The sequence below is a fragment of the Rhizobacter sp. Root1238 genome (assembly GCF_001425825.1).
Lineage (GTDB): Bacteria > Pseudomonadota > Gammaproteobacteria > Burkholderiales > Burkholderiaceae_C > Rhizobacter.
Map to the genome: position 1 here is coordinate 20,310 of NZ_LMDM01000021.1, position 24,234 is coordinate 44,543.

17 protein-coding genes are annotated in these 24,234 nt (G+C 71.7%); 8 read left to right on the forward strand and 9 right to left on the reverse strand.

Features of this window, described 5'->3' with window-relative positions; all coding sequences use genetic code 11:
* The first annotated feature begins 13 nt into the window (after positions 1-13).
* Both ASC98_RS16365 and ASC98_RS16370 read left to right on the forward strand, forming a co-directional pair.
* Positions 14-1,543: a methyl-accepting chemotaxis protein gene (locus ASC98_RS16365; protein WP_082541929.1), complete on the forward strand. Its 1,530-nt coding sequence runs from the start codon at positions 14-16 to the stop codon at positions 1,541-1,543.
* 85 nt (positions 1,544-1,628) lie between these two features.
* Complete coding sequence (locus ASC98_RS16370; RefSeq protein ID WP_082541928.1) at positions 1,629-4,235, forward strand: serine/threonine-protein kinase; 2,607 nt, start codon at positions 1,629-1,631, stop codon at positions 4,233-4,235.
* 12 nt (positions 4,236-4,247) lie between these two features.
* On the opposite strand, the gene ASC98_RS16375 is transcribed toward ASC98_RS16370, so the two are convergent.
* Together ASC98_RS16375 and ASC98_RS16380 are read right to left on the reverse strand one after the other, a co-directional pair.
* On the reverse strand, positions 4,248-4,847 hold the full coding sequence (locus ASC98_RS16375; RefSeq protein ID WP_056808223.1) for a M15 family metallopeptidase: 600 nt from the start codon (positions 4,845-4,847) through the stop codon (positions 4,248-4,250).
* A 2-nt stretch (positions 4,848-4,849) separates the two neighbouring features.
* Positions 4,850-5,326, reverse strand: coding sequence for an MgtC/SapB family protein (locus ASC98_RS16380; RefSeq protein ID WP_056808221.1), 477 nt, complete (start codon positions 5,324-5,326; stop codon positions 4,850-4,852).
* A gap of 186 nt (positions 5,327-5,512) precedes the next feature.
* Here ASC98_RS16380 and ASC98_RS16385 point away from each other — a divergent pair, with 186 nt between their 5' ends.
* Both ASC98_RS16385 and ASC98_RS16390 read left to right on the forward strand, forming a co-directional pair.
* Positions 5,513-6,697: a hypothetical protein gene (locus ASC98_RS16385; RefSeq protein ID WP_056808219.1), complete on the forward strand. Its 1,185-nt coding sequence runs from the start codon at positions 5,513-5,515 to the stop codon at positions 6,695-6,697.
* The gene (locus ASC98_RS16390; protein ID WP_056808218.1) at positions 6,694-7,971 is read left to right on the forward strand and encodes an HAF repeat-containing protein; all 1,278 of its coding nucleotides are present in this window, start codon (positions 6,694-6,696) and stop codon (positions 7,969-7,971) included. The genes ASC98_RS16385 and ASC98_RS16390 overlap by 4 nt, the downstream gene beginning before the upstream one ends.
* On the opposite strand, the gene ASC98_RS16395 is transcribed toward ASC98_RS16390, so the two are convergent.
* Together ASC98_RS16395 and ASC98_RS31105 are read right to left on the reverse strand one after the other, a co-directional pair.
* Positions 7,892-8,530, reverse strand: coding sequence for a LysE/ArgO family amino acid transporter (locus tag ASC98_RS16395; protein ID WP_056808216.1), 639 nt, complete (start codon positions 8,528-8,530; stop codon positions 7,892-7,894). The two genes, ASC98_RS16390 and ASC98_RS16395, sit on opposite strands and share 80 nt — an antisense overlap.
* A gap of 35 nt (positions 8,531-8,565) precedes the next feature.
* Positions 8,566-10,566 (reverse strand): bifunctional diguanylate cyclase/phosphodiesterase, encoded by a 2,001-nt coding sequence (locus ASC98_RS31105; RefSeq protein ID WP_082541927.1) that lies wholly within the window; start codon positions 10,564-10,566, stop codon positions 8,566-8,568.
* Between the two features lie 204 nt (positions 10,567-10,770).
* Here ASC98_RS31105 and ASC98_RS31110 point away from each other — a divergent pair, with 204 nt between their 5' ends.
* The 3 genes from ASC98_RS31110 to ASC98_RS16415 all read left to right on the forward strand — a co-directional run bounded on the left by ASC98_RS31110 (position 10,771) and on the right by ASC98_RS16415 (position 13,450).
* The gene (locus ASC98_RS31110) at positions 10,771-11,940 is read left to right on the forward strand and encodes a sensor domain-containing diguanylate cyclase (RefSeq protein ID WP_056808213.1); all 1,170 of its coding nucleotides are present in this window, start codon (positions 10,771-10,773) and stop codon (positions 11,938-11,940) included.
* A gap of 57 nt (positions 11,941-11,997) precedes the next feature.
* Positions 11,998-12,996 (forward strand): S1C family serine protease, encoded by a 999-nt coding sequence (locus ASC98_RS16410; RefSeq protein ID WP_369820450.1) that lies wholly within the window; start codon positions 11,998-12,000, stop codon positions 12,994-12,996.
* Between the two features lie 106 nt (positions 12,997-13,102).
* Entirely contained in the window at positions 13,103-13,450 is a 348-nt protein-coding gene (locus ASC98_RS16415; RefSeq protein WP_056808210.1) for a CU044_2847 family protein, read from the forward strand.
* On the opposite strand, the gene ASC98_RS16420 is transcribed toward ASC98_RS16415, so the two are convergent.
* Together ASC98_RS16420 and ASC98_RS16425 are read right to left on the reverse strand one after the other, a co-directional pair.
* The gene (locus tag ASC98_RS16420) at positions 13,416-17,987 is read right to left on the reverse strand and encodes a WD40 repeat domain-containing protein (protein WP_056808208.1); all 4,572 of its coding nucleotides are present in this window, start codon (positions 17,985-17,987) and stop codon (positions 13,416-13,418) included. The two genes, ASC98_RS16415 and ASC98_RS16420, sit on opposite strands and share 35 nt — an antisense overlap.
* Positions 17,984-20,026, reverse strand: coding sequence for a CHAT domain-containing protein (locus ASC98_RS16425; protein ID WP_056808206.1), 2,043 nt, complete (start codon positions 20,024-20,026; stop codon positions 17,984-17,986). The genes ASC98_RS16420 and ASC98_RS16425 overlap by 4 nt, the downstream gene beginning before the upstream one ends.
* A 224-nt stretch (positions 20,027-20,250) precedes the next feature.
* On the opposite strand from ASC98_RS16425, the gene ASC98_RS16430 reads away from it, so the two are divergent.
* On the forward strand, positions 20,251-21,159 hold the full coding sequence (locus ASC98_RS16430; protein WP_056808204.1) for a cation diffusion facilitator family transporter: 909 nt from the start codon (positions 20,251-20,253) through the stop codon (positions 21,157-21,159).
* Between the two features lie 6 nt (positions 21,160-21,165).
* Here the strand turns inward: ASC98_RS16430 and ASC98_RS16435 are convergent, their stop codons facing one another.
* The 3 genes from ASC98_RS16435 to ASC98_RS16445 all read right to left on the reverse strand — a co-directional run bounded on the left by ASC98_RS16435 (position 21,166) and on the right by ASC98_RS16445 (position 24,206).
* Positions 21,166-22,254 (reverse strand): PA0069 family radical SAM protein, encoded by a 1,089-nt coding sequence (locus tag ASC98_RS16435; protein WP_056808273.1) that lies wholly within the window; start codon positions 22,252-22,254, stop codon positions 21,166-21,168.
* Between the two features lie 98 nt (positions 22,255-22,352).
* Positions 22,353-23,405, reverse strand: coding sequence for an SDR family oxidoreductase (locus tag ASC98_RS16440; RefSeq protein WP_056808203.1), 1,053 nt, complete (start codon positions 23,403-23,405; stop codon positions 22,353-22,355).
* 96 nt (positions 23,406-23,501) lie between these two features.
* Positions 23,502-24,206 (reverse strand): hypothetical protein, encoded by a 705-nt coding sequence (locus tag ASC98_RS16445; RefSeq protein WP_056808201.1) that lies wholly within the window; start codon positions 24,204-24,206, stop codon positions 23,502-23,504.
* Positions 24,207-24,234 lie beyond the last annotated feature (28 nt).

Here is a 24,234-nt window from a genome sequence, read left to right on the forward strand (position 1 = left end):
CCGGCCACGACCCATGCGTTCACTGCGATTGACCCTGGTTCTCCTCATCGGCTCGGGCATCGCCGCGGCCAGCGTGCTGATGGCGGTGTCGCTGTGGGGCGCCGGCGCGGCGGCCGATGCGGCCCAGCGCACCTTCGTCGCGAAGGACGTCACCGCCGACATCCTGCCGCCGCCGATGTACCTGATCGAGCTGCGGCTGGTGCTCTCGCAGGCGGTCGAAGGCAGCATCGCGCCCGAGAAGGCGCAGGCCGAGGCGGCTCGCCTGGAAAGGGAATACCAGGAGCGGGTCGCCTACTGGCGCGCCCACCCGCCGTATGGCCTGGAAGCGCAGTTGCTGGGCCCGCAGCACGAGGCCGGCGAACGCTTCATTGCGGCGTCGCGCGCGGTGCTGAAGGCCACTGCCACTGGCGACGCCTCCGCCGCGCAGGCGGCCCTGAAATCGGCCGACGCGCTGTACCTGCAGCACCGCGCCGGCGTCGACGCCACGGTCAAGGCCTCGACCGCCTTTGCCGACGCGGCCTCGGCCACCTTCGATGCGACGCTCACGCGCGTGGCGTGGTCGCAATGGAGCGTCTTCGCCGCGGCCGCCGTGCTGCTGCTCGGCTTCGGCCGCTTCGCGTGGAAGTCGGTGTGGGGCCAGGTCGGCGGCGAACCGGCCGACGTGGCGGCGGTGGCCAATGCCGTCGCGGCCGGCGACCTGCGCCAGCGCGTGCCGCTGGCGCCTGGCGACGACACCAGCATCATGGCCGCGATGGCGGCGATGTGCGAACGGCTGACGCAGGTGGTGGCCACCGTGCGCGCCAGCAGCGATTCGATCGCGACCGGCTCGCAGCAGATCGCGCGCGGCAACGCCGACCTGAGCCAGCGCACCGAGCTGCAGGCCGGCAACCTGCAGCAGACCGCCGCGTCGATGGAACAGCTGACCGGCGCCCTGAAAGCCAGTGCCGATGCAGCCCGCAGCGCGGCGCTGCTCGCCGCCGAGGCAGGCGCGGCCGCGAGCCAGGGCGGCGCGGCGGTGCAGCAGGTGGTGCACACGATGGACAGCATCGCCGAGGGCTCGCAGAAGATCGGCCAGATCGTCTCGGTGATCGATGGCATCGCGTTCCAGACCAACATCCTGGCGCTCAACGCGGCGGTGGAAGCGGCGCGTGCCGGCGAGCAGGGCCGCGGCTTCGCGGTGGTGGCCGCCGAGGTGCGCGCGCTGGCACAGCGCAGTGCCGCGGCAGCCAAGGAAATCAAGTCGCTGATCGGCTCGAGCGTCGAACGCGTGCAGGCCGGTGCCGAGCTGGTGAACAGCGCCGGCCGCCACATGGGCGGCATGGTCGAACAGGTGCAGCGCGTGGCCGGCCTGATCGCCGAGATGGGCCAGGCCAGCCAGCAGCAGACGGCGGGCGTCGACCAGCTGAACGCGACGGTGGCCGGGCTGGACGAAGCCACCCAGCGCAATGCCGCGCTGGTCGAGCAATCGGCCGCTGCCGCCGACAGCCTGCATGTGCAGGCGCACCAGCTGGTGGCGGCGGTCGGGGTGTTCCGCCTGGCCTGAGCCGTAACAAAGCCGTGACAGCTTCGCCTGCGCGCCGCAGGTAAGCTCGCCCTCCCCGCCCCCACCGGGCGGACAGGGAGCCTCGATGGAAGCAACTGCACGCAGCGGCGACGACCGCGCGGCCGGGACCGGCAACGCCGCTTGCGATCCCGCGCCCGACCAGCCCATGACCCTCGACCGCGAACGCTGGCAGCGCCTGAAGGAGCTGCTGGCCGACACGCTCGAGCGCCCCCCGCGCGAACGCAGGCACTTCATCGCGCAGGCCTGCCCCGACGATGCCGCGCTGCGCGCCGAGCTCGAATCGCTGGTCGCCGCGGCCGAAGGCACCGGCCCGCTCGACCAGTCGCCCGCGGCCGGGTTGCTCGATGCGCTGTCGGCCGAAGCCGCCGCGGCGCCGCACGACGCGAGCGGCCAGCGCCTGGGCGACTACCGCCTGATCGCGTTGATCGCCCGCGGCGGCATGGGCGAGGTCTACCGCGCCGAGCGCGCCGACGGCCAGTACGAGCAGCAGGTGGCGGTGAAGATCGTGCGCGAAGGCGCCGACACCCGCTTCCTGCTCGACCGCTTCCATGCCGAACGGCGCATCCTCGCGACGCTCGACCATCCGAACCTCGCGAAGCTGCTCGACGCCGGCGTGTCGCCCGAAGGCGCGCACTACGTCGTGATGGACCTGGTCGACGGCGGCCTGCCGATCGACGCCTGGTGCACCGAGCACGCGCTGCCGGTGGCCGAGCGGCTGCGCCTGTTCCGAAGCCTCTGCCAGGTGGTCGACTACGCGCACCGCCAGGGCGTGGTGCACCGCGACCTGAAGCCGGGCAACATCCTGGTCGGTCGCGACGGCGTCGTGAAGCTGGTCGACTTCGGCATCGCGAAACGCCTGGACGCCGGCGCCGGCGATCGCACGGCCACCGCGATGCGCGCGCTGACGCCGCAGTACGCCAGCCCCGAGCAGGTGCGCGGCGAAGCGGTCACCGCGGCCAGCGACATCTACTCGCTCGGCGTCGTGCTGTACCGCCTGCTGACGCAGGCGAGTCCCTATGGCAGCGCGACCGAAGACAACTACGCGCTGACGCGTGCCATCTGCGACACCGAGCCGCCGCCGCCGAGTCGCGCGCTCGACGATGCGCCGCGCGCGCGGCGGCGCCAGCTCGAAGGCGACCTCGATGCGGTGGTGCTGATGGCGCTGCGCAAGGATCCGTTGCACCGCTATGCCTCGGCCGAGGCGATGGCCGACGATGTGTTCCGCCACCTCGAAGGCCTGCCGGTGCAGGCGCGCCGCGGCGCGTGGAGCTACCGCGCCGGCCGCTTCGTGCTGCGCCACCGCGCGGCGGTCGGTGCGGTGATGCTCGCCAACCTGGCGCTGGTCGCCGGCATCGCGTTCGCCGGCTACCAGGCTTACGAGGCGCACCGCCAGCGCGAACGCGCAGAGCGGCATTTCGCGAACGTGCGCAAGCTGGCGAGCTCGATGATGATCCCGATGCACGACGCGATCCGCGTGCTGCCGGGCTCGACGGCGGCGCGCAAGCTGCTGGTCGAGAACGGCATCGCGTACCTCGAAGGCATCGCGCCCGAGGCGCAGCAGGAACCGGCGCTGCAGGTCGAGCTGGCGAACGGCTACCGCAACATCGGCGACATCCAGGGCCGGCCCGGGGTGGCGAGCCTCGGCGATCCGCAAGGCGCGCTCAGGAGCTACGGCCGCGCCATCGAGCTGCTGGCGCCGGTGCTCGCCGCGCGTCCCCCGCACGATGCGGTGTACCGCGACGCGCAGCAGGAAGCGGCGGTCGCGCACCAGCGCGAAGGCGCGGTGTTCGGCTTCATCGGCAAGTTCCCCGAGGCCGTGCGCACGCTGCGCGCCGGCATCGCGGTGGCCGACGACCTGGCGGCCGCCGACCGGTCGAACCGGGTGTACCAGCTGCTGCGCGCCACGCTGTACGGGCAGCTGAGCCAGGTGCAGATGTTCTCGGGCGACATCGACACCTACCTGAAGACCTCGGACGACGCCGCCGCGCAGCTGGAAGCCCTGGTCGCGCGAGACCCGGATGACACCGACGCCGGCCTGAACCTCGCATCGAACTACTCGACGCGCGGCGAGCAGCTGATCCAGCGCGACGCCACCCCCGCCAGCGCGCAGCTCGCGCTCGCCGCCTTCCGCAAGAGCCTGGCGGTGCTGGAGCGGCTGGTGGCGAAGAACCCGCAGAACACGTCGCTCGAGCGGCACGTCGCGACCGACCTGGAGAACATCGCCTGGTGCCTGCGCCGCCTCGATCAGCCACCCGAGGCGGTGGCGCACGCACGGCGCGCGCTCGACATGATGCGCGGGCTGAGCGCGAAGGACCCCGGCAACACCCAGTTCCAGGCCGACGTGGCAAGCATGCAGACCTCGCTCGGCGAGGCCTTGCTGGCCGACCGCGACGCGCGCGGCGGCGTGTCGGTGCTGACCGAGGCGGTGGCGTCGTTCGCCGCGTTGCCGGCCGGCCTGCGCGAGGACAACTACGTGCACCACCACCAGGGCCTCGCGCACCACCTGCTGGGCGTGGCGCTGCAGGCGCGGCAGCAGCCGGGCGATGCCGGCGCGGCCTGCGCCCAGCAGCGGCTCGCGCTGCCGATCCTCGAAGAGATGGACAAGCAGGGCATCCCGCCCGGCGTCACCGGGCCGGGGCCCGTGCGCGACGCGTTGAAGGCGTGCGGATAGCGGGAGCGGCCGTCAATCCACTCGCATGAACTGCTGCCGCACGTGATGCCGGTCGAGCATCTCGAAGTGCCACCATTCGTTGTCGATGCCGTTGAAGCCGGCCGCGGTCAGCGCGTCGCGCAGCAGCCGGCGGTGGCCGACCTGCGCCGGCGTCAGCGCGCCGCTCGCGAGGTGCGCCGCTTCGAGCACCGGATGCGACAGCGCCGTCATCTCGTCGAAGCCGCTGCCCATGTCGAGCTCGCGGCCCTGCGTGTCGAGCACGGTCGCGTCGAGCGCCATGCCGAACGAATGGATCGAACCGCGCGCCGGGTCGGCAACGTACTGGCGCAGGCCGGTGCCGTCGAGGTGATCCCACAGCTCGATCTGCACGCGGTGCGGGCGCAGCGCGTCCAGCACCAGCAACCGGTGCCCCGGCGCCGCTTCGGCCAGCCGGGCCGCGGCCCGTGCGAGCCCGTCGGCCGCCAGCCGGTGCAGCCAGGCGCAATCGAGCGCGCCATACAGGTCGCGCCCGACGAAATTGCGCACGCTGGCGTAGCGCAGGTCCACCGCGACGCCGGCGATCGTCGACAGCCGGCGGAAATCGGGATGGGTGGCGATGGCTTCGCAGCGCATGGCTACTTCGGCTTCGAACCGCGGTCGACGATGCGCGGCACCAGCGCCAGCACGATCAGCGCGAGCAGCGTGCTCAGCAACGCCGTCGACTCGCGCCCGAGCCCGCAGGCCACGCCGATGGCGGCGGTCATGAAGACGCCGGCCGCGGTCGTCAGGCCCAGCACCTGTTCTTCCGATCGCAGCTTCAGGATCGCGCCGGCCCCGAGGAACCCGACACCCGCGACCACGCCCTGGATCACGCGGCTCAGGTCGGCCACCTGCATGCCGCCCTGCTGCGGCACCAGCACGAACAGCGCCGCCCCCATCGCCACCAGCATGTGCGTGCGGACGCCGGCCGCCTTGCCCTGGCTCTGCCGCTCGTAGCCGAGCACGCCACCGAGCAGCGCCGCGAGCGTCAGGCGCAGCAGCACACGCGTGATCTGCTGCGGATCGCCCAGGTCCGAAAACTCTTCGCGCAAGGCCCGCATCACCTGATCCATCGGCACTCCTTCGTTCACGTCGTCGGATGCTACTGCCCGCGTGGCGATCCCACCCACGGTAACGAGCCGATACGACCGTAGGAGCGCACCTACGCCGAGTCGCGCCAATCCGCCTTGTTGGTGCCAGGGCCGGCTCCTACAGTCGTCTCAGGTTCGCGCCGCGGCGCGCGTTCAAGGGGGAGAACCATGAAGACATCCGCGCGCCTGCTGGCGTCGCTTGCGCTCGGTTGCGGCCTGGCGGCATCGCTGCCCGCGCAGGCCACCGACTACACGCTGTTCGATCTCGGTTCGCTGACGCCCGGCCAGGCGATGTGGGCGACGGGCATCAACGATCTCGGCCAGGTCGTCGGCTATTCGTATGGCGACGGCCGCAACGGCGATTCGTCCAGCAACCTGTACAACGCCTTCGTGACCGGAGCGAACGGCACCGGCCTCACCGGCCTGGGCACGCTGGGCGGCAGCTGGAGCCGCGCGTTCGGGATCAACAACGCCGGGCAGGTGGTCGGCGATTCGCAGACGGCGTCGGGCGGGTTCCGCGCCTTCATCGGCACGGCCGGCGGCCCGCTCAACGACATCGGCACACTCGCCGGCAGCATCAGCAGCAGTGCCACCGCGATCAATGCCAGCGGCCAGGTCGTCGGTGTCGCGATCGACCCGATGGGCGGCGACCCGCGTGGCTTCGTTTCCGGCCCGAACGGCAGCAACCTGCAAGCCCTCGGCACCCTGAACGGCCAGCCACTGCATGGCCACGACATCAACGACAGCGGCCAAGTCGCCGGCGGCGTGAGCTACTCCTACCTCAACACCAGCTTCGTGACCGGCCCGAATGCCACCTCGCCCAGCGGCGTCTTCGCCGACACCAGCCGCGTCAACGCGATCAACAACCACGGGCAGGTGGCCGGGACGTACGGATCGGACTTCACCTACACGGACGCCTTCGTCGGCACGCCCGGGGGAACCGAAACCCACCTCGACTTCCACGGCGTGGCGAACTACGAGTTCGGCAACCTCGGCGGCTTCGGCCAGTACGGTCCGATCTCGCAGAGCCAGGCGCTCGCGCTGAACGACAGCGGCCAGGTGGCCGGCACGTTCAACAACGGCCGCATCGCGGACTACTTCGCCTTCATCACCGCCGCCAACGGCCAGGGCGTCGTCAACCTCGACAGCCTGTTCACGCTCGGCGACGGCGACCATTTCATCTACGCGACCGGCGTCAACAACGCCGGCCAGTTCATCGCGAACACCGCACTGGGGCATGCCTACCTGATCTCGCCGATCCCCGAGCCGGTCACGCTCGCGCTGTGGACGGGCGGGCTGCTGCTGATCGGATGGCGTGGCCGTCGCGCCACCACAACCAGGGAAACCACATGAAGACTCCGAACTTCCTCGCCTCGCTGGCGCTCGCCGCCGGCCTCGCCTGCACCGCGACCGCCCACGCGCAGACCACGCAGTACCAGCTGTTCGACATCGGCCAGCTGAGCCCCGGCGACGGGATGTACGCGACCGGCATCAACAACAGCGGGCAGGTCAGCGGCTATGCGTACACGAACGGCTTCAACGGCTGGTCGTCGGTCGGCGACTATCGCGCCTTCAGCACCGGCGCCAACGGCAGCGGCGTGACCGCCCTCGGCACGCTCGGCGGCAGCTGGAGCAAGGCGTACGGCATCAACGACGCCGGCCAAGTGGTCGGCACGGCCCAGACGGCCGGCGGCAGCTTCCACGCGTTCCTGCGCGGCAGCACCGGTCCGATGCAGGACCTGGGCACGCTGGGCGCGGTCAACAGCATCGCCACCGCGATCAATGCCAGCGGCCAGGTGATCGGCCGCACCGGCGGCGGCCCGTTCTCCAGCGATCCGGACTCGCTCGACCCGCAGCAAGGCTTCATCACCGATGCGAACGGCCAGGCGATGCGCTCGCTCGGCAGCCTGAACGGCCAGCCGCTGTTCGGCAACGGCCTCAACGACGCCGGCCGCGTGGTCGGCCACATCGGCTTCAGCGAGCTGAACCAGGCGGGCACCTTCGTGACCGGCGCGAACGGCAGCGCACCGGTGGCGCTGCCGGCGGCGGTGCACTACCAGGAGAGCTCGATCAACAACGCCGGCCAGATCGCCGGCACCTACATCGGGCCGCAGGACCAGATCGGCCGCAACGCCTACATCGGCAACGATTCCGGCACCGTGAAGCCGCTCGATTTCTCGCATGTCGCGAACTACGCCCAGGGCAACCTGGGCGGCTCGGGCCAGTACGGCCCCGCGTCGTTCAGCGACACCGCCGGCATCAACGAGTTCGGCCAGGTGGCGGGCACGATCCACAACCTCCGCTTCGGTCGCGACTTCGCATTCATCACCGGCGCCAACGGCCAGGGCGTGATCGACGTCAACAGCCTGTTCACGCTGGCCGACGGCGACTGGTTCCGCACCGTGACCGGCATCAACGACCAGGGGCAGTTCGTCGTCAACAGCGGCTACGGGCACGCCTACCTGATCTCGCCGATCCCCGAGCCGGCCACGCTCGCGCTGTGGGGCGTCGGCCTGCTGCTGATCGGCGGCGCGGCGCGGCGCCGGATCAATGCAGCAACGGGGTCAGCAGGCCGCCCCACTGCCACAGCGCAAAGCCTGCGAGCAGCAATGCCGATGCCTTGTTGATCGCCCGCCGCCACGCGGGCCGGAAGCTGTGGCGCAGCCGACCCACCGTGACGGACAGCAGCAGCCACCACAGCGCCGAGCCGACGAACACGCCGGCCACCATCACCAGCGGCGAACCGCCGGCCACCTGCGCGCTCATCGCGCCGAAGATCGCGATGAAGGACACGATGGTCATCGGGTTCGACAGCGTCAGCGCGAAGGTGGTCGCGAAGCAGCTCCACAGCGCCGGCACCGGGGCCGGCGCAGCACCGGCGTCGTCACCGGCCGCCTGGTTCCAGCCCGACCACGCCAGCCGCAGCAGCACCAGTCCGCCGAATACCGCGAGCCAGAGCTTCGCGCCGACCAGCCACGCGATCAGCGCGGTGGCGCCGAAGGCCCCGACCGCGCCGTAGACGGTGTCGGCCGCTGCTGCGCCCATGCCGGTCGCGAGGCCGGCGCGCCAGCCGCCATCGAGCGTGCGCTGGATCGTCAGCAGCCCGATCGGGCCGACCGGGGCCGCGATCGACAGGCCGATCAGCAGCGATTGGAAGAAGAGAAGCCAGGACGTCGAATCGGTCATGGCCGCATTGTCGTGCGACGAAGTCCAGGGCCCGGTCAGATCACCGGATCCAGCGTGCTCAGTCGCGGCTCGCTGCGCGGCGACCGCCAGCCTTGCGGATCGTCGTGCCGCAGCTGGTGCGCCGGCACCGGCCGGCCGAGCAGGAAGCCCTGGATCTCGTCGCAGCCGTGGGCCCGCAGCCGCGCCAGCTGCGACGCCGTCTCGGCCCCCTCGGCATTGACCTTCATGCCCAGCGCATGCGACAGCGAGACGATCGAGCCGACGATCAGGTCGACCTTCGGGTCGCGCTCCATGTTCTGCGTGAACGCGCGGTCGATCTTCACCTTGTGGAACGGGAAGCGCCACAGGTAGGCCAGGCTCGAATAGCCGGTGCCGAAATCGTCCATCACGATGCGCGCGCCGAGCGCCTGCAAGGTCCGCAGCGTCTGCAGCACCTGCTCGGTGTTGCGCATCAGCAGCGATTCGGTGATCTCCAGCTGCAGCCGCTGCGGCGCGAGGCCGGAGCGCACCAGGCATTCCGACACCACGCCGACCAGGTCGCCCTGGAACTGCGCGGCCGACAGGTTCACCGAGACGTCGAACTGCGACGGCCAGCGCACCGCCTCTTCGCAGGCGCGCAGCAGCACCCAGCGGCCGAGCGGCTCGATCAACCCGGCCTGTTCGGCCAGCGGGATGAACTCGGCCGGCGAGATCGCGCCGCGATCGGGGTGCGACCAGCGCGCGAGCGCCTCGTAGCCGCTCAGGCGCAGCGCCTCGGCCTCGAACAGCGGCTGGAAGTGCAGCGTCAGCTGGTCCGCCGCGATCGCATGACGCAGGTCGTGCACCAGCGCGCGTCGCAGCTGCAGTTCGGCATCCATCGCGGCGTCGTAGAAGCTGAACTGGCCGCGGCCGTCGGCCTTCGCGCGGTACAGCGCCAGGTCGGCCTTGTGCAGCAGCTCGTCGCGCGTGAGCCCGTCGGTGCCGTAGATCGCCGCGCCGACGCTCGCGCCGCCGTCGACGCGGGCATCGCCGAGCTCGTGCGGCGCCGCCAGCACCTCGACCACGCGCTGCGCGAACGACGACACGTCGTCCGAGCCGCGCACGCCGCCCTGCAGGATCGCGAACTCGTCGCCGCCCAGCCGCGCCACCAGGTCGAACTGCCGCACCACCTCGCGCAGCCGTGTCGCCACGCTGCACAGGCAGGCATCGCCGGCCGCCTGGCCGTGCGTGTCGTTGATCAGCTTGAAGTGGTCGAGGTCCAGGCACAGCACCGCGAACTTCGGGCCGCCCGCACGCGAGCGTGCCTCGGCCTCGCTGAGCGCGGCATTGAAGCTCGCGCGGTTCATCAACCCGGTCAGCGGATCGTGTTCGGCCAGGTAGCGCACCTTGTCTTCGGCCTGGCGCTCGCGGCGCGTGCGCACGATCCACTGCCACAGGCTCAGCCCGAGCAGCAGCGCCAGCGCCGCCACCACCGCGATCGCCACCCGCAGGAAGGCCGACGCGATGCGCGCCGCCCGATCGGCCTGGTCGACATACACCTCGACCACGCCGCCGATGTTGCCGTTGCCGCCCTGCACCGGGATGTAGGCCTCGCTGTACACGCTCGGCCGGTCGACGCGCTGCCCGTGCCGCAGGTACACGATGCTGCGCCCGCTGAGCACCAGGTCGCGCACCTCGGGGCTGCGGGCGAGCGTGTCCAGCGGTGCGGCGGCGCGCGCCCGTGCGAGCTCGTCGGCGCCGAGCCCGAGCTGCTCGGACACCAGCAGTTCGCGGCCGTGCGGGTCGTAGAGCTTGAAGCGGAACACCTCGCCCAGGTGGCGCAGGCGGTTGAGCTGCTCGATGGCGGCCGGCGTCAACGGCCCGCCGGCGAAGATGGTGTCGAGTTCGGGCACCGTGTCGCGCACGTAGCTGGCCCACTGCAACGCGCTGTGTTCCGCATCGGCACGCAGCTGCGCGCGCGACGCCGTCTTCATCGCCCAGGCCACCATCGCGCAGGCGAGCGCGCCGGCCAGCAGCCAGCCGAGTAGTGCGCGCCAGGTGGGATTGAGCGAGGTCATTCGAATTCGAAACTCCGGCAACCGTTCGAGCCCGGTCCAACGGTCGGGCGACGGCTTTCCATCGCGGGATATCGGCAGCGCCGGCCACGACCTGAGGCGCTGCAGGCACACGCCCTCCCCCTTCGCGTGAGGTATGCACGGCCGCGCGCCCCCCGGTGGTGCGGCCGTGGACGATGGCACGCGCCGCCTGCTCAAGAAGCAGCCTTGAAGGCCGAGATTGAAGGCGTGCCCACCCTGCCCCACAGCCTGCAAACCGTTCCATTCCCCGCCGCCGGCAGCCACCTGCCGCCGACCGCACCGGAAGACCCTGAGGCCCGCGCGCTGCGCCGCCGCGGCGAGCGCATGCGCATGCTGCGCATGGGGGTCGGCAGCTGCGCGATCGATGCGGTGCTGCTGTTCCTGCTGCATGCCGCCGGTGCGGTCGGGCTGCTCGCCCCGTGGGTCTGCCTGGTCGGCGGCGCGCTCGCCGGCGGGGCCTTCTACCTGATGCTGCACCGCGGCTGGAGCGAGCGCTTCGCCGACCCGTACCTGACCGGGCCGCAGATGCTGACGGCCGCGGGCCTGCAACTGGTGATGGTGGTGCTGGCCCCCGAGGTCGGCGTGCTGTCGATCACCATCGTCTTCATCGTGTTCGCGTTCAGCGCGCTGCGGCTCACCCCGCGCCAGCTGATGCCGCTGTGGATCGCGATCTCGCTCGGGCTGGCGCTTGCGATCGGGCTGGCGCGCAGCGCGCCGGCATTGCCGTGTGCCACGCCGTGGCAGGCGGCGCTGTCGGCCATGTGGCTGTCGCTGGCGATCGGGCGCTGTGCGGTGGTCGGGCTGTACGGTGCGTCGGTGCGGCAGCTGCTGGGCACGCGCAACCGCGAACTCGCGCAGGCGCAGAACCAGCTGCATGCGCTGGCGACGCGCGACGAGCTGACCGGCGCGCTGAACCGCCGCGCGATCCTCGGCGCACTGGACGACGCGCTCCGGGCCGGCGCGCGGCCGTCGGTCGCGCTGATGGACCTCGATCACTTCAAGCAGGTCAACGACGGCCACGGGCATCTCGTGGGCGACACCGCGCTGCGGCGCTTCGTGCTCGGCGCGGTGCGTTCGCTGCGGGCCGACGACCGCATCGGCCGCTATGGCGGCGAGGAGTTCCTGCTGCTGCTCGCGACCAGCGAGCCGCCCACCGCCCTGGCGATCACCGAGCGGGTGCGCCGCGCGGTGGCCGGCGAGAGCTGGGGCGATGTCTCCGACGGCTTGCACATCACCGTCAGCATCGGCCTGGCGACGGCCCGCGAAGGCGAGAACGCCGAGCAGCTGCTGCAGCGCGCCGACGAGGCGCTCTACCGCGCCAAGGCCGAAGGCCGCGATCGCGTGGTGGCGGGATAGCACCGACTTGAAACCGCGGGGATCCGCTCCCAGATGGGCAGTCTGGAGGATCTCCCCGTGGGTGCGAACGACGGCTTTCTGCTCGATGCCTATTCACAGACCGTGTCCGACGTCGTCGAGCGCGCCGGGCCGAGCGTCGCGTCGGTCAAGCTGGTCGGCAGCAGCAGCAACCGCGATGCCGCGGTCGGCGGGGGTTCCGGCTTCCTGTTCACGCCCGACGGCTACCTGCTGACCAACTCGCACGTGACGCGCGCCGGTGCGGCCACGCTGCCGTCGCCGCAGGTCACGCGCCAGCGGGTGTCGCTGAGCGACGGCCGCGAGTTCGACGCGCGCTGGGTCGGCGACGATCCCGACACCGACCTCGCGCTGCTGCACATCGACGGCATGTCGCGCGGCGGGCTCACGCCGCTGCCGCTCGGTCGCTCGGCGCTGCTGCGGCGCGGCGAGATCGCGATCGCGATCGGCAACCCGCTCGGCTTCGAGCACACCGTGACGGCCGGCATCGTCAGCGCGCTCGGCCGCAGCATGCGCGCCGGCACCGGGCGGCTGATCCCCGACGTGATCCAGACCGACGCCGCGCTGAACCCCGGCAACTCCGGCGGCCCGCTCCTGAACTCGCGCGGCGAGGTGGTCGGCGTCAACACCGCGATCATCCGCGGCGCGCAGTCGATCAGCTTCGCGGTCGCCATCGACATCGCCGAATGGGTGATCCCGCAGCTGCTGCAGCACGGCCGGGTGCAGCGCGGCTACCTCGGCGTCGGCGGCAGCACGACGGCGCTCGACCGCCGCATCGTCGTCGGCCTCGGGCTCGCGCAGTCGCACGGCGTGCGGGTCTCGGCGGTCGAGCCCGGCAGCCCGGCGGCGCGCGCCGGGCTGCGCGAAGGCGACCTGCTGATCGGCATCGACGGCCTGGCGATCGAATCGGTCGACCGGCTGCACCAGGCGCTCGACGCGAGCCGCATCAACCGCGACTGCGTGCTGAAGCTGCTGCGCGGCAACGCCACCGGCCAGCCGACGTACCTGACGGTGCGGCCGCTACCGCAGGCCTCGCGCTGAACGCGGCGGCGGCGCATCCCCAACCCTGACGACGGCGCCGCGGCCCGGGCGGCCTATGCTCGGTGCAGCCCTGAACTTCGCGCGGCAACGCGCCGGGAGAACCGCGATGGCCACACGAGAGATCCTGATCGACGGCGTGCTGCTGAGCGTCGAGGTCGATGCCACCGACGTGATCGTGACGCCGCCCCCCGCCGGCCTCGTCGAGCGCGGCGGCCTGGTCGAACGCGGCGTGGTGGCCGACAAGGTGCGCGACATCGGCCAGGAGATGCGCAGCCTGCTGTCTGCGGTGACGCGGCCGGTGCGCGAGGCGCTGGAGGCCACGCAGCCCGACAGCTGGAGCGTCGAGCTGAACCTCGGCTTCAAGGGCGAGGCCGGCATCCCCTGCCTCACCAAGGGCGAGGCCAACGGCTCGATCAAGGTCAGCGCGAGCTGGAAGAAGCCCGCCGCGGCGTGAGCTTCTTGCCCAGGCAGCCGACCGGCGCGCCGAGCAGCCGGCAGCGCTCGCCGGGGTCGAGGTCGCGGCTGGCCTGGGCCTGCGCTTCCTCCATCACGCGCCGGCCGTCGGTCGGGACGATGCGGCCGTTGCGGTCGACCATGTAGCCGCCCTGCGGCGTCAGCTGCGTCGCGGAAAAGCCCTGCAGGTCGGTCTCGAGCACCGGCTCGGTTGACGGCAGCCGGTAGAGGCGCAGCCGCTGCTGGTCCTGCAGGCGCACGGCCATCACGTTGCCGCTGCGGCTGAAGGCCGGCTGCGCCGGCCAGCCCTTCAGCACGATCGGCGGCGCCGCCGGGTCGTCGAGCAGGCGCAGCTCCAGCCCGTCGCCGGACGCGCTCTGGCCGAACGCATGGCGCCCGCTCGGGTCGACGTCCATCTCGGCGCGCAGCCCACCGAGCAGCGCACCGCCGTGCAGGTCGAGCAGGTCCCAGCCGGACGGAGTGCGCAGCGCGACGAGGCCGGTCGCCTCGTTGACGACCAGCCGGCCGCGCGCCGACGCGCCGAGCTCCATCGCCGGCGTCGGCGCATCGCTGCGCAAGTCCCACAGCTCGGTGTGCCGCGCGTCCCTCAGCTGCAGCACCCCGCCGCCGCCGAGCAGCGCGATGTTCATGCCGTCCGGCGCCGGCCGTTCGATGCGGCGCAACACCCGCGCCACGCCCTGCTCGATCGCCTGCACCTCGATCCGCACCCGTCCCGGCAGCACGGTCTTGGTCGCGAACAGCCGGGCGTGGCCGAGCACCAGCGCATCGGCGCGCGGGTTGGCGCGGCTCACGCGGCTCTCCCGGGCAGCGCCCTCGGGCTCGGGCATGCGGAACACCGGCTGCTCGGCGGCGGTGTACAGCAGCCACTCGTCGCCGTCGCGCACCAGGTGCAGGTCGTCGGCACGGGCGATCACGCCATCGTGCCGGTGCCGCGACAACGGCCGGCCGCTCGCGAGGTCGAAGCCGCTCAGGCACCGCCGCTCGGCGCTCTCGCAGCGGCCCGACAGCACCAGCTGCGACTCGTCCGGCGACACGCCGATCTCCGCCGGCGAGTCGTGCAGGTCGGGGGTGTCCAGGTGCTGCAGCAGCTGGCCGTCGCGCAGCCTGCGCAGTTCCAGCCCGTCGCCCGCCGGACCGCGCATCGCGACCAGCATGCGCGTCTCGTCGCGGCTGACCCACCAGGGCGCGACCCGGTCGCCCAGCGGGCGCAGCCGCGGCCGCAGGTCGTAGATGCGCACCGCGTCGTCGGCCGCCTTGATCGCCAGCCGGTTGCCCTGCTCGCTCAGGCTCACCAGCGACTCGTAGGAATCGCGCACCGGCATGTCGAACGCCCCCTGCAGGCGCCACAGCCCGGTCGACACCAGGTCCGACACCTGCACCTCGCCGGCGCCGCGCAGCAGCTTGACGATGCGCCGGCCGTCGCGGTTGATGACGATGTCGTCGACGCCGCCCGATTCGCTGCGGTCGATGTGCTGGTACGGCACCCGCCGTTCGCCCTGCAGGCGTTGCAGGTCGAGCAGGCACAGCTGCGGGATGACCGACACGCCCAGCGTGCCGCCGCCTTGCGCGAAGGCATAGCCGAGGTCCTTGCAGGGCTGCGCGTCGACGCTCGAGGCCAGCGTCCCGCGGGCGTCGTAGCTGAACAGGCGCACGCCGAAGCCGGGCCAGCCGGGCCGCTGCGCCGCGACGATCTCCTGCCCGCCGTTGCGGAACACCGCGCCCATCAGCCCGCCGACCAGCCCGGTGTCGACGTTCTCGGGGCGCCGGCTGAACAACAGCCTGCCGTCGTCGACCGACCACACCCGCAGTTCGTTCGCATCGGCGGTGATGCCCGCCAGCAACCGACCGTCGGGGCTGAAGTCCAGGTGGCCGACATCGCCGCTGCCGTCGAGCGCGCGCGGCGCCGCCGCGGCGGTGGCCGTCGATGGCGCCGGCCACAGCACCACGCCGGCGTCGGTGGCGGCCACCACCTGCCCGTTCGGGCCGTAGGCGACGTGGTGCACGGTGCCCGGCGTCGCCGGCCAGGCCAGGCGGCGCTGCGGCCGCAAGGCCGGCAGCCCGAGTTCCCATTCGCCGATGCCGTCGGCCCCTGCCACCAGCAGGCGCTGGCCGTCGGGCGCCAGCGCCAGCGCGTCGACCGGCCCGAGCTGCTCCCGGGTCAGCCGCTGCGAGGCCCAGCGGTACTGCGTCGCCTCGATCACGGCCGGCGCCACCGCGTTCTGCCGCAGCGGGTCGTGCTCGACGACGTCGTTGGCGAGCGCCAGGCTCTGCTCGGCGTTCACCGCGGCGACGCTGCCGGCGCGCGAGGCCAGCATCGACAGCCAGGTGTCGTCGCGCTGGCGCTCCGCCCTCGCCGTGGCCGCGTTCGCCGCGGCGGTCTGCCGCTGCGCCGTCGCGGCCTGTTGCCGCGCCTCGTTGCTGACCTGCGTCGCTTCTTCGCTGGTCTTCACCGCGGCCTCGCTGATCTTGCGGGCCTCGACCTGGGCGGCGTTGGCATTGGCATAGGCCACCTGGGCGTCCGCCTTCGCCCTGCGGAGCAGCGCGACGGCCTCTTCCTTCGCCCTGTCCTTCTCGCGTTCCGCCTGCTTCTGCGCGGCCGACGTGGCGATCCAGCCCAGGATCGCCAGCACGAACAGCCCGAGCGCCGAGAAGCCGGCGATCGTGGCCCAGCGCAGCCGCTTCGCGATGCGGCGGTTCGCATGCTCCTGGGCCGCCTTGGCCTCTCTGGCGATCAACTCGCGCGCCTCCGCCAGGTCGGCGCGCTCGCTCTCGACGGCGATGCGCCTGGCCTCCTCGTCGGCCCGCGCGTACTGCAGCGCCAGCTCCGCCGCATCGCTCGCATCGAGGAACTCGCGCTCCAGCGGCGTGATCGCGCCGCGGTCGAATTCCGCATTGGCCTGCTCCAGCGCCAGCCCGCCGAGCAGGAACGCCTTGTCGAAATCGCCCTCGCGCCATTTCTCGGCCTGCTTGCGCAGGAAGGCGCGGCGCTCGCGCTCCACCCGCTGCTCGGCGAACAGGTGGTCCAGCAGGTCCCAGTTGCGCAGCAGCGATTCGTGCGCGACCTCGGCCACGTCGTCCAGCGGGTCTCCCGACGCGGCCGGCGTCAGCCGCACCAGCCGCGCCCGCACGAACTTGTCGAGCACCGCCTCGACGTTGGTCGGGTCGGCCACGCCGTGCAGCACGCGCCGCGTCGCGCGGCTGCGGAACACGCTGGCCGCCTCGCCGGGGCGCGACAGCGCGAGGAACACCTTCTGCGCGGCCAGCTGCTGCTCGCGCGACAGCTGGTTCTCGTACACCCGCCGGGCCGCCTCGGCCATCGCCTGGCGCGGGCTGCCGACCTCGCGGTAGGCGTCGCGCGTGATCAGGTTGCCCTTGCGCCGCGCCCACAGCGAGGTCAGGCTGAACTGCAGCAGCGGCAGGCTCGCGTCCTCGCCGACCACGCTCTTGATCAGCTCGTCGACCAGCCCGGCCTGGAACTTCAGGCCGACCTGCTGGGCCGGGCGCTCGATCGCCTCGCGCAGCCGCGCGGCCTCCATCGAATACACCGAGAACTCGGCCTCGCCGTAGCGCCGGTTCAGGTCGGGGTATTCGCGCGCCAGCTGCGGCTCGACGTCCTTGCGCATCGTCGCGACGACGCGGTGCGCCGCGCCGGGCGCGTCGACCACCGCGCACAGCGCGGCGACGAACGCCAGGTGCGAGGCCGAGGTCTGCTCGGTGCGCAGCGTCAGCGCCTCTTCGAACTGGTCGACGACCAGCGCCGCCGGCTGCACCAGCGGCGACAGCATCGCGACCGCATGGTCCGGGTCGCGCAGCAGCCGCGCGGCGTGGTCGGCGATCGTCGCATCGTCCGGCTCGGTGGGGCCACCCGCCGCCAGCAGCAGCGCGTGGGCCAGCTGCCGCAGCGGCGTCACGCCCGGCGTCAACGGCGGCGGGTAGACCCAGCCGGCGCTGCCGTCCACCGCACCGCTGCGCAAGGCCGGCAGCAGCCCGGCCAGCACCAGCGACGACTTGCCGCTGCCCGACGCGCCGGTGACGATCAGCAGCCGCTGCCGCCGCAGCCGCTCCAGCAGCGCGGCGATCTGGTCGTCGCGGCCGAAGAAATGCTTCGCATCGGATTCGCCGAACGCGGCCAGCCCGAGGTAGGGGCAGGCCTCGTCCGACAGCTGCGGCAGCAGCGCGGGGTCGTGCGGCACGAGCAGTGGCCGCGTGACGTCCAGGCCGTGGCTGTAGCAACGGCCGGCCCAGTAGTCGAGCATCGCCTGGCAGGCGCGCCGCTCGCGGGTCTCGTCGAGGTAGGCGCCGCCGGCCGCGCCGCGCTGCAGGAACGCGGCGACGTCGGGGAACATGCCCAGCAGGTGCTGCCGCTCGCGCTCGGCGTGCCCGTCGTCCCGGGCGTCGCCCACCTCGGCCATCACGTCGGCCTCGATCTCCACCTGGTCCATCCGCAGCATCAAGGCCTCGTGGACCTCCTGGAACTCGGCGATCGTCTGGAACGGCAGTCGCTCCGGCAGGTTCATGCGCGCCGCCCGCCGGACACCCGGTCCTTCATGTCGCCGCACAGGTTCTTCAGGTCGGTGTCGATGGTGTAGAAGCCGTAGTCGAAGTCGTCGCAGAACTCGCCGAAGGCGGTGCAGGTCGACAGCGCATCGTTGGCGGCGACGCCGATGCGCAGCAGCTCGGCATGGCGGCCCAGGTCGGCGCAGCCGGCCGAGGTCCAGTCGGGCAGCATGCGCGCGATCGAATCCGACAGCATCCGCCACTGCCGGCGGATCTCGTGGAAGCGCTGCGCCTCGGCCGCCTTGCGGATCACCGCGAGCCGGTTGTCGAGGCCCTGGCACAGCGTGTGCACCGTGGCGCCCTTGCGCAGCCTGGCCCCCAGCGCGCGGATCTCCTCGACGGCGCCGGCGTCGAAATCGGCGCCCATGCTGCCGAGGAAGGCCAGCAGCAGCTCCAGGTCCAGGTGCTTGGCGAGTGAGGCCATCGTCGTGTCGACCAGCGCCGGCTGCACCGTCAGCAGCGTGTCGAACGCGGCCAGCGCATCGTCGAGCCCCTCGAGCGAGCGCTCGACCAGCGCCTGCTCCAGCGTGCCGAGCGCGGCGGCGAATTCGGCGATCAGCGGCTGCATCAGCTGCGCGTCGCAACGCTCCTGCTGCGCGACGCGCCGCACGTCGAACAGGCACTTCTTCATGTCGCGGCAGTGCGCCGAGAACTGCGCGACCGAGCTGCCGGCCGGAAATTCGTCGCGCCGCAGCTGGATCATGTTGAAGTCGCCGCGCGCGGAGTGCAGTGCGTCGTGCACCACCTTGTGGTCGTGCAGCTCCGCGATCTCCGACAGCACGATGGCCACCTCGCTGCTGGTGCCGGACTTCGCGGCGGCGGGCGGCGCGGCCGGCGGCGCGGCAGCCGGCACCGCGAGCGCGGCCCGCAGCCCCAGCTCATGCCCTTCGGCGATGCGCATGTACAGCACCGGCGTCGCGAAATCGCGGCCGGTGGGCAGGTTCAGGTTCAGGATCGCGCCGCGCGCCTCGGCCATCGCCTCGTCGATGGTGTCGACGCGCGACAGCGCCAGGTACAGCATCTTCGAGAACGCGACCGCGCTCGCGTCGTACACCGAGTACTGCATGCCGATCACCACCGGGATGCCGGCCCGCACCAGCGACGGCGCGACGCCGGCCCACTTGTTGCGCCCGTCGCTGCGCGCCGACTGGCAGGCCGCGAGCACCGCGAGCCGGATGCCCTTCGACGCCAGCGAGCGCGCCAGCGCGTCGACCTCCCACGGGTCGCTGGCACCGTCGTCGCGCTGCATGACCAGGTGGGCCGACGGCGCACCGCCGTGGGCCGGCGTCACGAACTCGCCGTGGCCGCTGAAGTGGAAGATCTCGGTGCCGTCGAGCAGCACGCGCTGCAGCGCTTCGCGGGTGGCCGGCTGGCAGACCCTCATCTCCAGGCCCGCGACGCCGGCGATCGCCTCGCGCAGGTTCTGCAGCTCCTGGTCGACCTGCAGGGGCTGGCCCGGCGTCCGGCGGTCTTCGGGCTCGCACGGCACCGCCAGCAGCCGCCAGCCGGCGCGCCGGCCCTGCACCGGCACCGCGAGCTGCGAGCAGACCTCGTAGCGAACCACCGAGACGCGGCTGTCGCCGACCAGGAAGCCGCGCAGCCCGAGCGCGTCGCCGCTGTCGTCGAGCCCGCGCTCGACATAGGCGAACTCCCAGGGCACGGCGTCGAGCTCGATCGCGCTGCACTTGATGCGCAGGCGCAGGCCCTGCGTCGCGCCCAGCCGCGCCAGCGAGTTGGTGAAGAACTCGCGCGCCTTCGGCGGCAGCAGCAGGTCGCCGATGCGCTGGCCGAGCGCGACCAGCTCGCCGCGCTGGCCGCCCAGCCGGCGCGCGTCGAGCGCCGCGAGCTGCTGCGCCAGGTCGGGTGGCACGCGGACCTCTTCTTCCTTCTCCTGCTCGCCGACCGGCGACGCCATCACCTGCACGCGAAAGCGTTCCTCGCCCGCGGAGCGGACGTGGTCGGACAGTCGGATGTCGAGGTTCAGGTACTCGTCGATCATCGGGGCGCCTCGGGGGAAACAGGCCGAGTGGACGCCACCCGATGGCGCTGCGCATCCTCATTCGAACGGACGCCGCAGCCCGGTCCCCCTGTTTCGGGGGCCTGCTCGCGCCCCCTGGTTCGAGCTGTCGGACTCCCGCCCGCCTTGGCGTTTTCACGGTCGAGAGAGGCCGTGCCGCGACGCGCAGGTAAAGTCGCCAGCTCGATCGACTCGCCCGTCCTGCCGTGTCCGCTTCGTCCGATTCGCTCAAGTCCATCTTCTTCGCGCTCGGTGCCAACTTCGCGATCGCGATCGCGAAGACCGTCGGGGCGGTCTTCACCGGTTCGTCGTCGATGCTGGCCGAGGCCATCCATTCGTATGCCGACTGCGGCAACCAGGGCCTGCTGATCTGGGGCCTGAAGGAAGCGAAGAAGGCACCGACCGCCGACCACCCGCTCGGCTACGGCAAGGCGATCTACTTCTGGAGCTTCATCGTCGCGCTGATGCTGTTCAGCATGGGCGGCCTGTTCTCGATCTACGAAGGCGTGCACAAGCTGCACGACACCGAGCCGGTGAAGTACGCCGGCGTCGCGATGGCCATCCTGGCGTTCGGCGTCGCGGCCGAGAGCGTCTCGCTGTGGGGCTGCCTGCGCGAGATCAACAAGGGCCGCGGCACGCAGACGCTGTGGCAGTGGTTCCGGCGCTCGCGGCAGAGCGAGCTGATCGTCGTGCTCGGCGAGGACCTGGCGGCGCTCGGCGGGCTGGTCGCGGCGCTCGGCTTCATCGGCCTGGCGGTGCTGACCGGCAACCCGATGTGGGATGCCGTCGGCTCGATCGTGATCGGCGTGCTGCTGGTGGTCGTCGCGATCCTGGTCGGCACCGAGGTCAAGTCGCTGCTGGTCGGCCAGAGCGCCGAGCCGACGGTGCTGGCCGCGATGCGCGCGCACATCGCCGCGCAGCCCGAGGTGGCGCAGATCTACAACCTGCTGACGCAGCAGCTCGGCAACGACGTGATGGTGGCGGTGAAGGCCCGCATGGCACCGCAGCCGTCGGACGTGGCGCTGATCGACGCGATCAACCGCGTCGAGGCCGGGTTGCGCACCGCCTTTCCGTCGATCCGCTGGATCTTCTTCGAGCCCGACCTGAAGGACTGAACCGGCTCAGAACAGCTCTTGTTGTCCGTTGGCGGGTGGCAGCCGCGGCTTGCGGAACTGCGTCAGGTCGAGGTCGGTGCGCACCCGGTTCATGCCGTGGCGCGCACAGGCCTTGTGGAAGCGCTGCGAGATCAGCTCGGCCCACACGCCCTCGCCTTTCATGCGCTTGCTGAAGGTGGCGTCGTAGTCCTTGCCGCCGCGCATGTCGCGGATGCGTGCCATCACGCGGGCCGCGCGCTGCGGGAAATGCTGGTCCAGCCACTGCTGGAACAGCGGGTTCACCTCCCACGGCAGCCGCAGGATGATGCTGAAGGCCGAGCGGGCGCCGGCCTCGGCGGCGGCTTCGACGATGCGCTCGATCTCGGGCTCGTTGATGAACGGGATCACCGGCGAGATGCTGACTCCGACCGGCACGCCGGCCTCGGCCAGGGTCTTGATCGTGCGCAGCCGGCGCTGCGGCGACGCTGCGCGCGGCTCGAGAATGCGCGACAGCCCGGCATCGAGCGAGGTCACCGACACGTAGACCGCCGCGAGGCCGCGCGCGGCCATCGGCGCGATCAGGTCGAGGTCGCGTTCGACGCCGGACGACTTGGTGACGATCGAGAACGCGTGGTCGCACGAATGCATCACCTCGATCACCGAACGGGTGATGCCGAGCTTGCGTTCGATGGGCTGGTAGGCGTCGGTGGCCGAGCCGATGTTCAGCATCTGCGGCTCGTAGGCGCGGCTCGCGAACGCCTCGCGCAGCCGCTCGGCGGCATTGACCTTCGCGATGATGCGGGTCTCGAAATCGAGCCCGGGCGACATGTTGAGGTAGCTGTGCGTCGGCCGCGCGAAGCAGTAGATGCAGCCATGCTCGCAGCCGCGGTACGGATTGATCGACAGGTCGAAGTGCACGTCGGGCGATTCGTTGCTCGCGAGGATGCTCTTGACCCGCTCCTCGATGATCTGCGTGGCGGGCGGCAGCTGCTCTTCGCTCGCCTGCTGGTCCAGCGTGCCCCAGCCGTCGTCGAAATCTTCGCCGCCCTGCGTCGTGAAGCGGTGCTCGATGGCCCAGGTGGTGCCGCGGCCCTTGGCGGCGCCGGGCGCGGGCATCGGCACGAGCGGCTGGATCGGCGGGCGAGGCTGGATGGGATTGAATTTCGGCGGCATACTGTCAATATATACAGTATTCACCGCCGAAGCCAGCCGGATCAGATCGCGCCGACACTCCCCGTCACCGGCAGCACGATGCCGGTGATGTAGCCCGAACACGCCGGCGACGCGAGGAACACGTAGGCCGGCGACAGCTCCTCGGGCTGCGCGGCGCGCCGCATGTCGGTGCTCTGCCCGAACTCGGCGACCTTCTCGGCCGGCGAGTCGGCCGGGTTCAGCGGCGTCCACACCGGCCCCGGCGCCACCGCGTTGACGCGGATGCCGCGCTGCAGCACGTTGCTCGCGAGCGATTTCGTGAAGGCGTGGATCGCGCCCTTGGTGGTCGAGTAGTCCAGCAGGTGCGCGCTGCCCTCCAGCCCGGTCACCGAGCCGGTGTTGATGATCGCGCTGCCCTTGCCCATGTGCGGCAACGCGGCGCGGGCCATGTGGAAGTAGCCGTAGACGTTGGTGCGCAGCGTCTCGTCGAAGCGCTCGTCGGTGATGTCCTCGATCGACTCGGCGTGCTCCTGGAACGCGGCATTGTTGACCAGCACGTCGATCTTGCCGAAGGCCTTGACCGCCTGGTCGACGGCATGCCGGCAGAACGCCGGGTCGCGCACGTCGCCGGGAATCAGCACGCAGCGGCCGCCTTCGGCCTCGACGCAGCGCTTCGTTTCCTCGGCGTCTTCATGCTCGTTCAGGTAGACGATCGCGACATCGGCGCCTTCGCGGGCGAACAGCACCGCCACCGCGCGGCCGATGCCGGAGTCGCCGCCGGTGATCAACGTCGCGCTGTCCTGCAACTTGTGGCTGCCTTCGTAGTACGGCGCGAGGAACTTCGGCTTCAGCTGCAGTTCGGCCTCCAGCCCCGGCTTCTCGATGTGCTGCGCCGGCAGCTTGACCGGCTGCTCGCGCGCGCCGGCCTGCACCGGGGCCTTGTCGGCCGGCTTGCCGCCGGGCGCCTTCTTCGCGTCGGCGTGGTCCTGGATCGCCTGGATGCGGCGCTGCTTCACGGCCACCGCTTCGCCATCGTCGGCATGCGGCCGGTCGGCCTTCACGGTCTTGGCGGTCTTGGTGGTCGGCGAGGTCTTGCTGGAAGTCTTGGTCGGCATGCTGCGCTCCGGTTCGGGTCGATGCCCGAACGGCGGCAAGCCGCATGCCTGCGGCGCCGGGATCCGTGCGCCGCCCCTGCCGGGCGGCCTGTCAGATCAGACCGGCAGCAACTGGCTGTCGCTGCGCCAGCTGGCGCGCACCGCGTTGTGCGTCAGCGCGCGCGCGGCACGCACGGCGGCGGTGGCGCCGGAGCGGCGGCTGGCCACCTGGTCGAGCCAGGCGGCGAGGATCGGATTGCGGCGCGCGAGCGTGGTCCAGCTGCTGCGCCAGCAGCGCGCCAAATCGGCGTGCGGGTGCAGCTGGCGGCGCGCGCTGCGCGGCAGGTCCTGGCCGGCGTGTTCGCTGAACACCTTGCCGAGGTCGAACAGGAACGCGCTGGCCGAGCACACTTGCTGCAGCTCCGAGACGATCGGCGGCAGCGGCTTGCGGCTGCGCGCATCGTGGTCGGCGTTCATCGCGAACTCGGCCGCGGTGATGCTGGCTTCGAGCAGGCCGTACATCTCCGGATGATGGTCGGTCGCGGCGGGCTGGGTCAGGAAGTGATCGAGGTTGCCGCTGCGCTCCAGCACCTGCGCGATGAACTCCTGCAGGTCCGGCGACCAGCGGCTGCACAGGCAGGCCAGGCGGTAGACCAGGTCGGCCGGCACGCCGAGGTAGGCGAGGTTGCCGGCGTTGATGCGGCGCACCAGCGTGGCCAGCAGGTTGTCGACGCCCTGCCCGTGCTCCTCCAGGAAGCCCGACAGCGGCAGACGCAGCGCCGGCAGTGCGCGCCAGGAACGGTCGATGGAATCAGAGTTCATGCAGGTCTCGCTGGTGTATCCCTGAAAA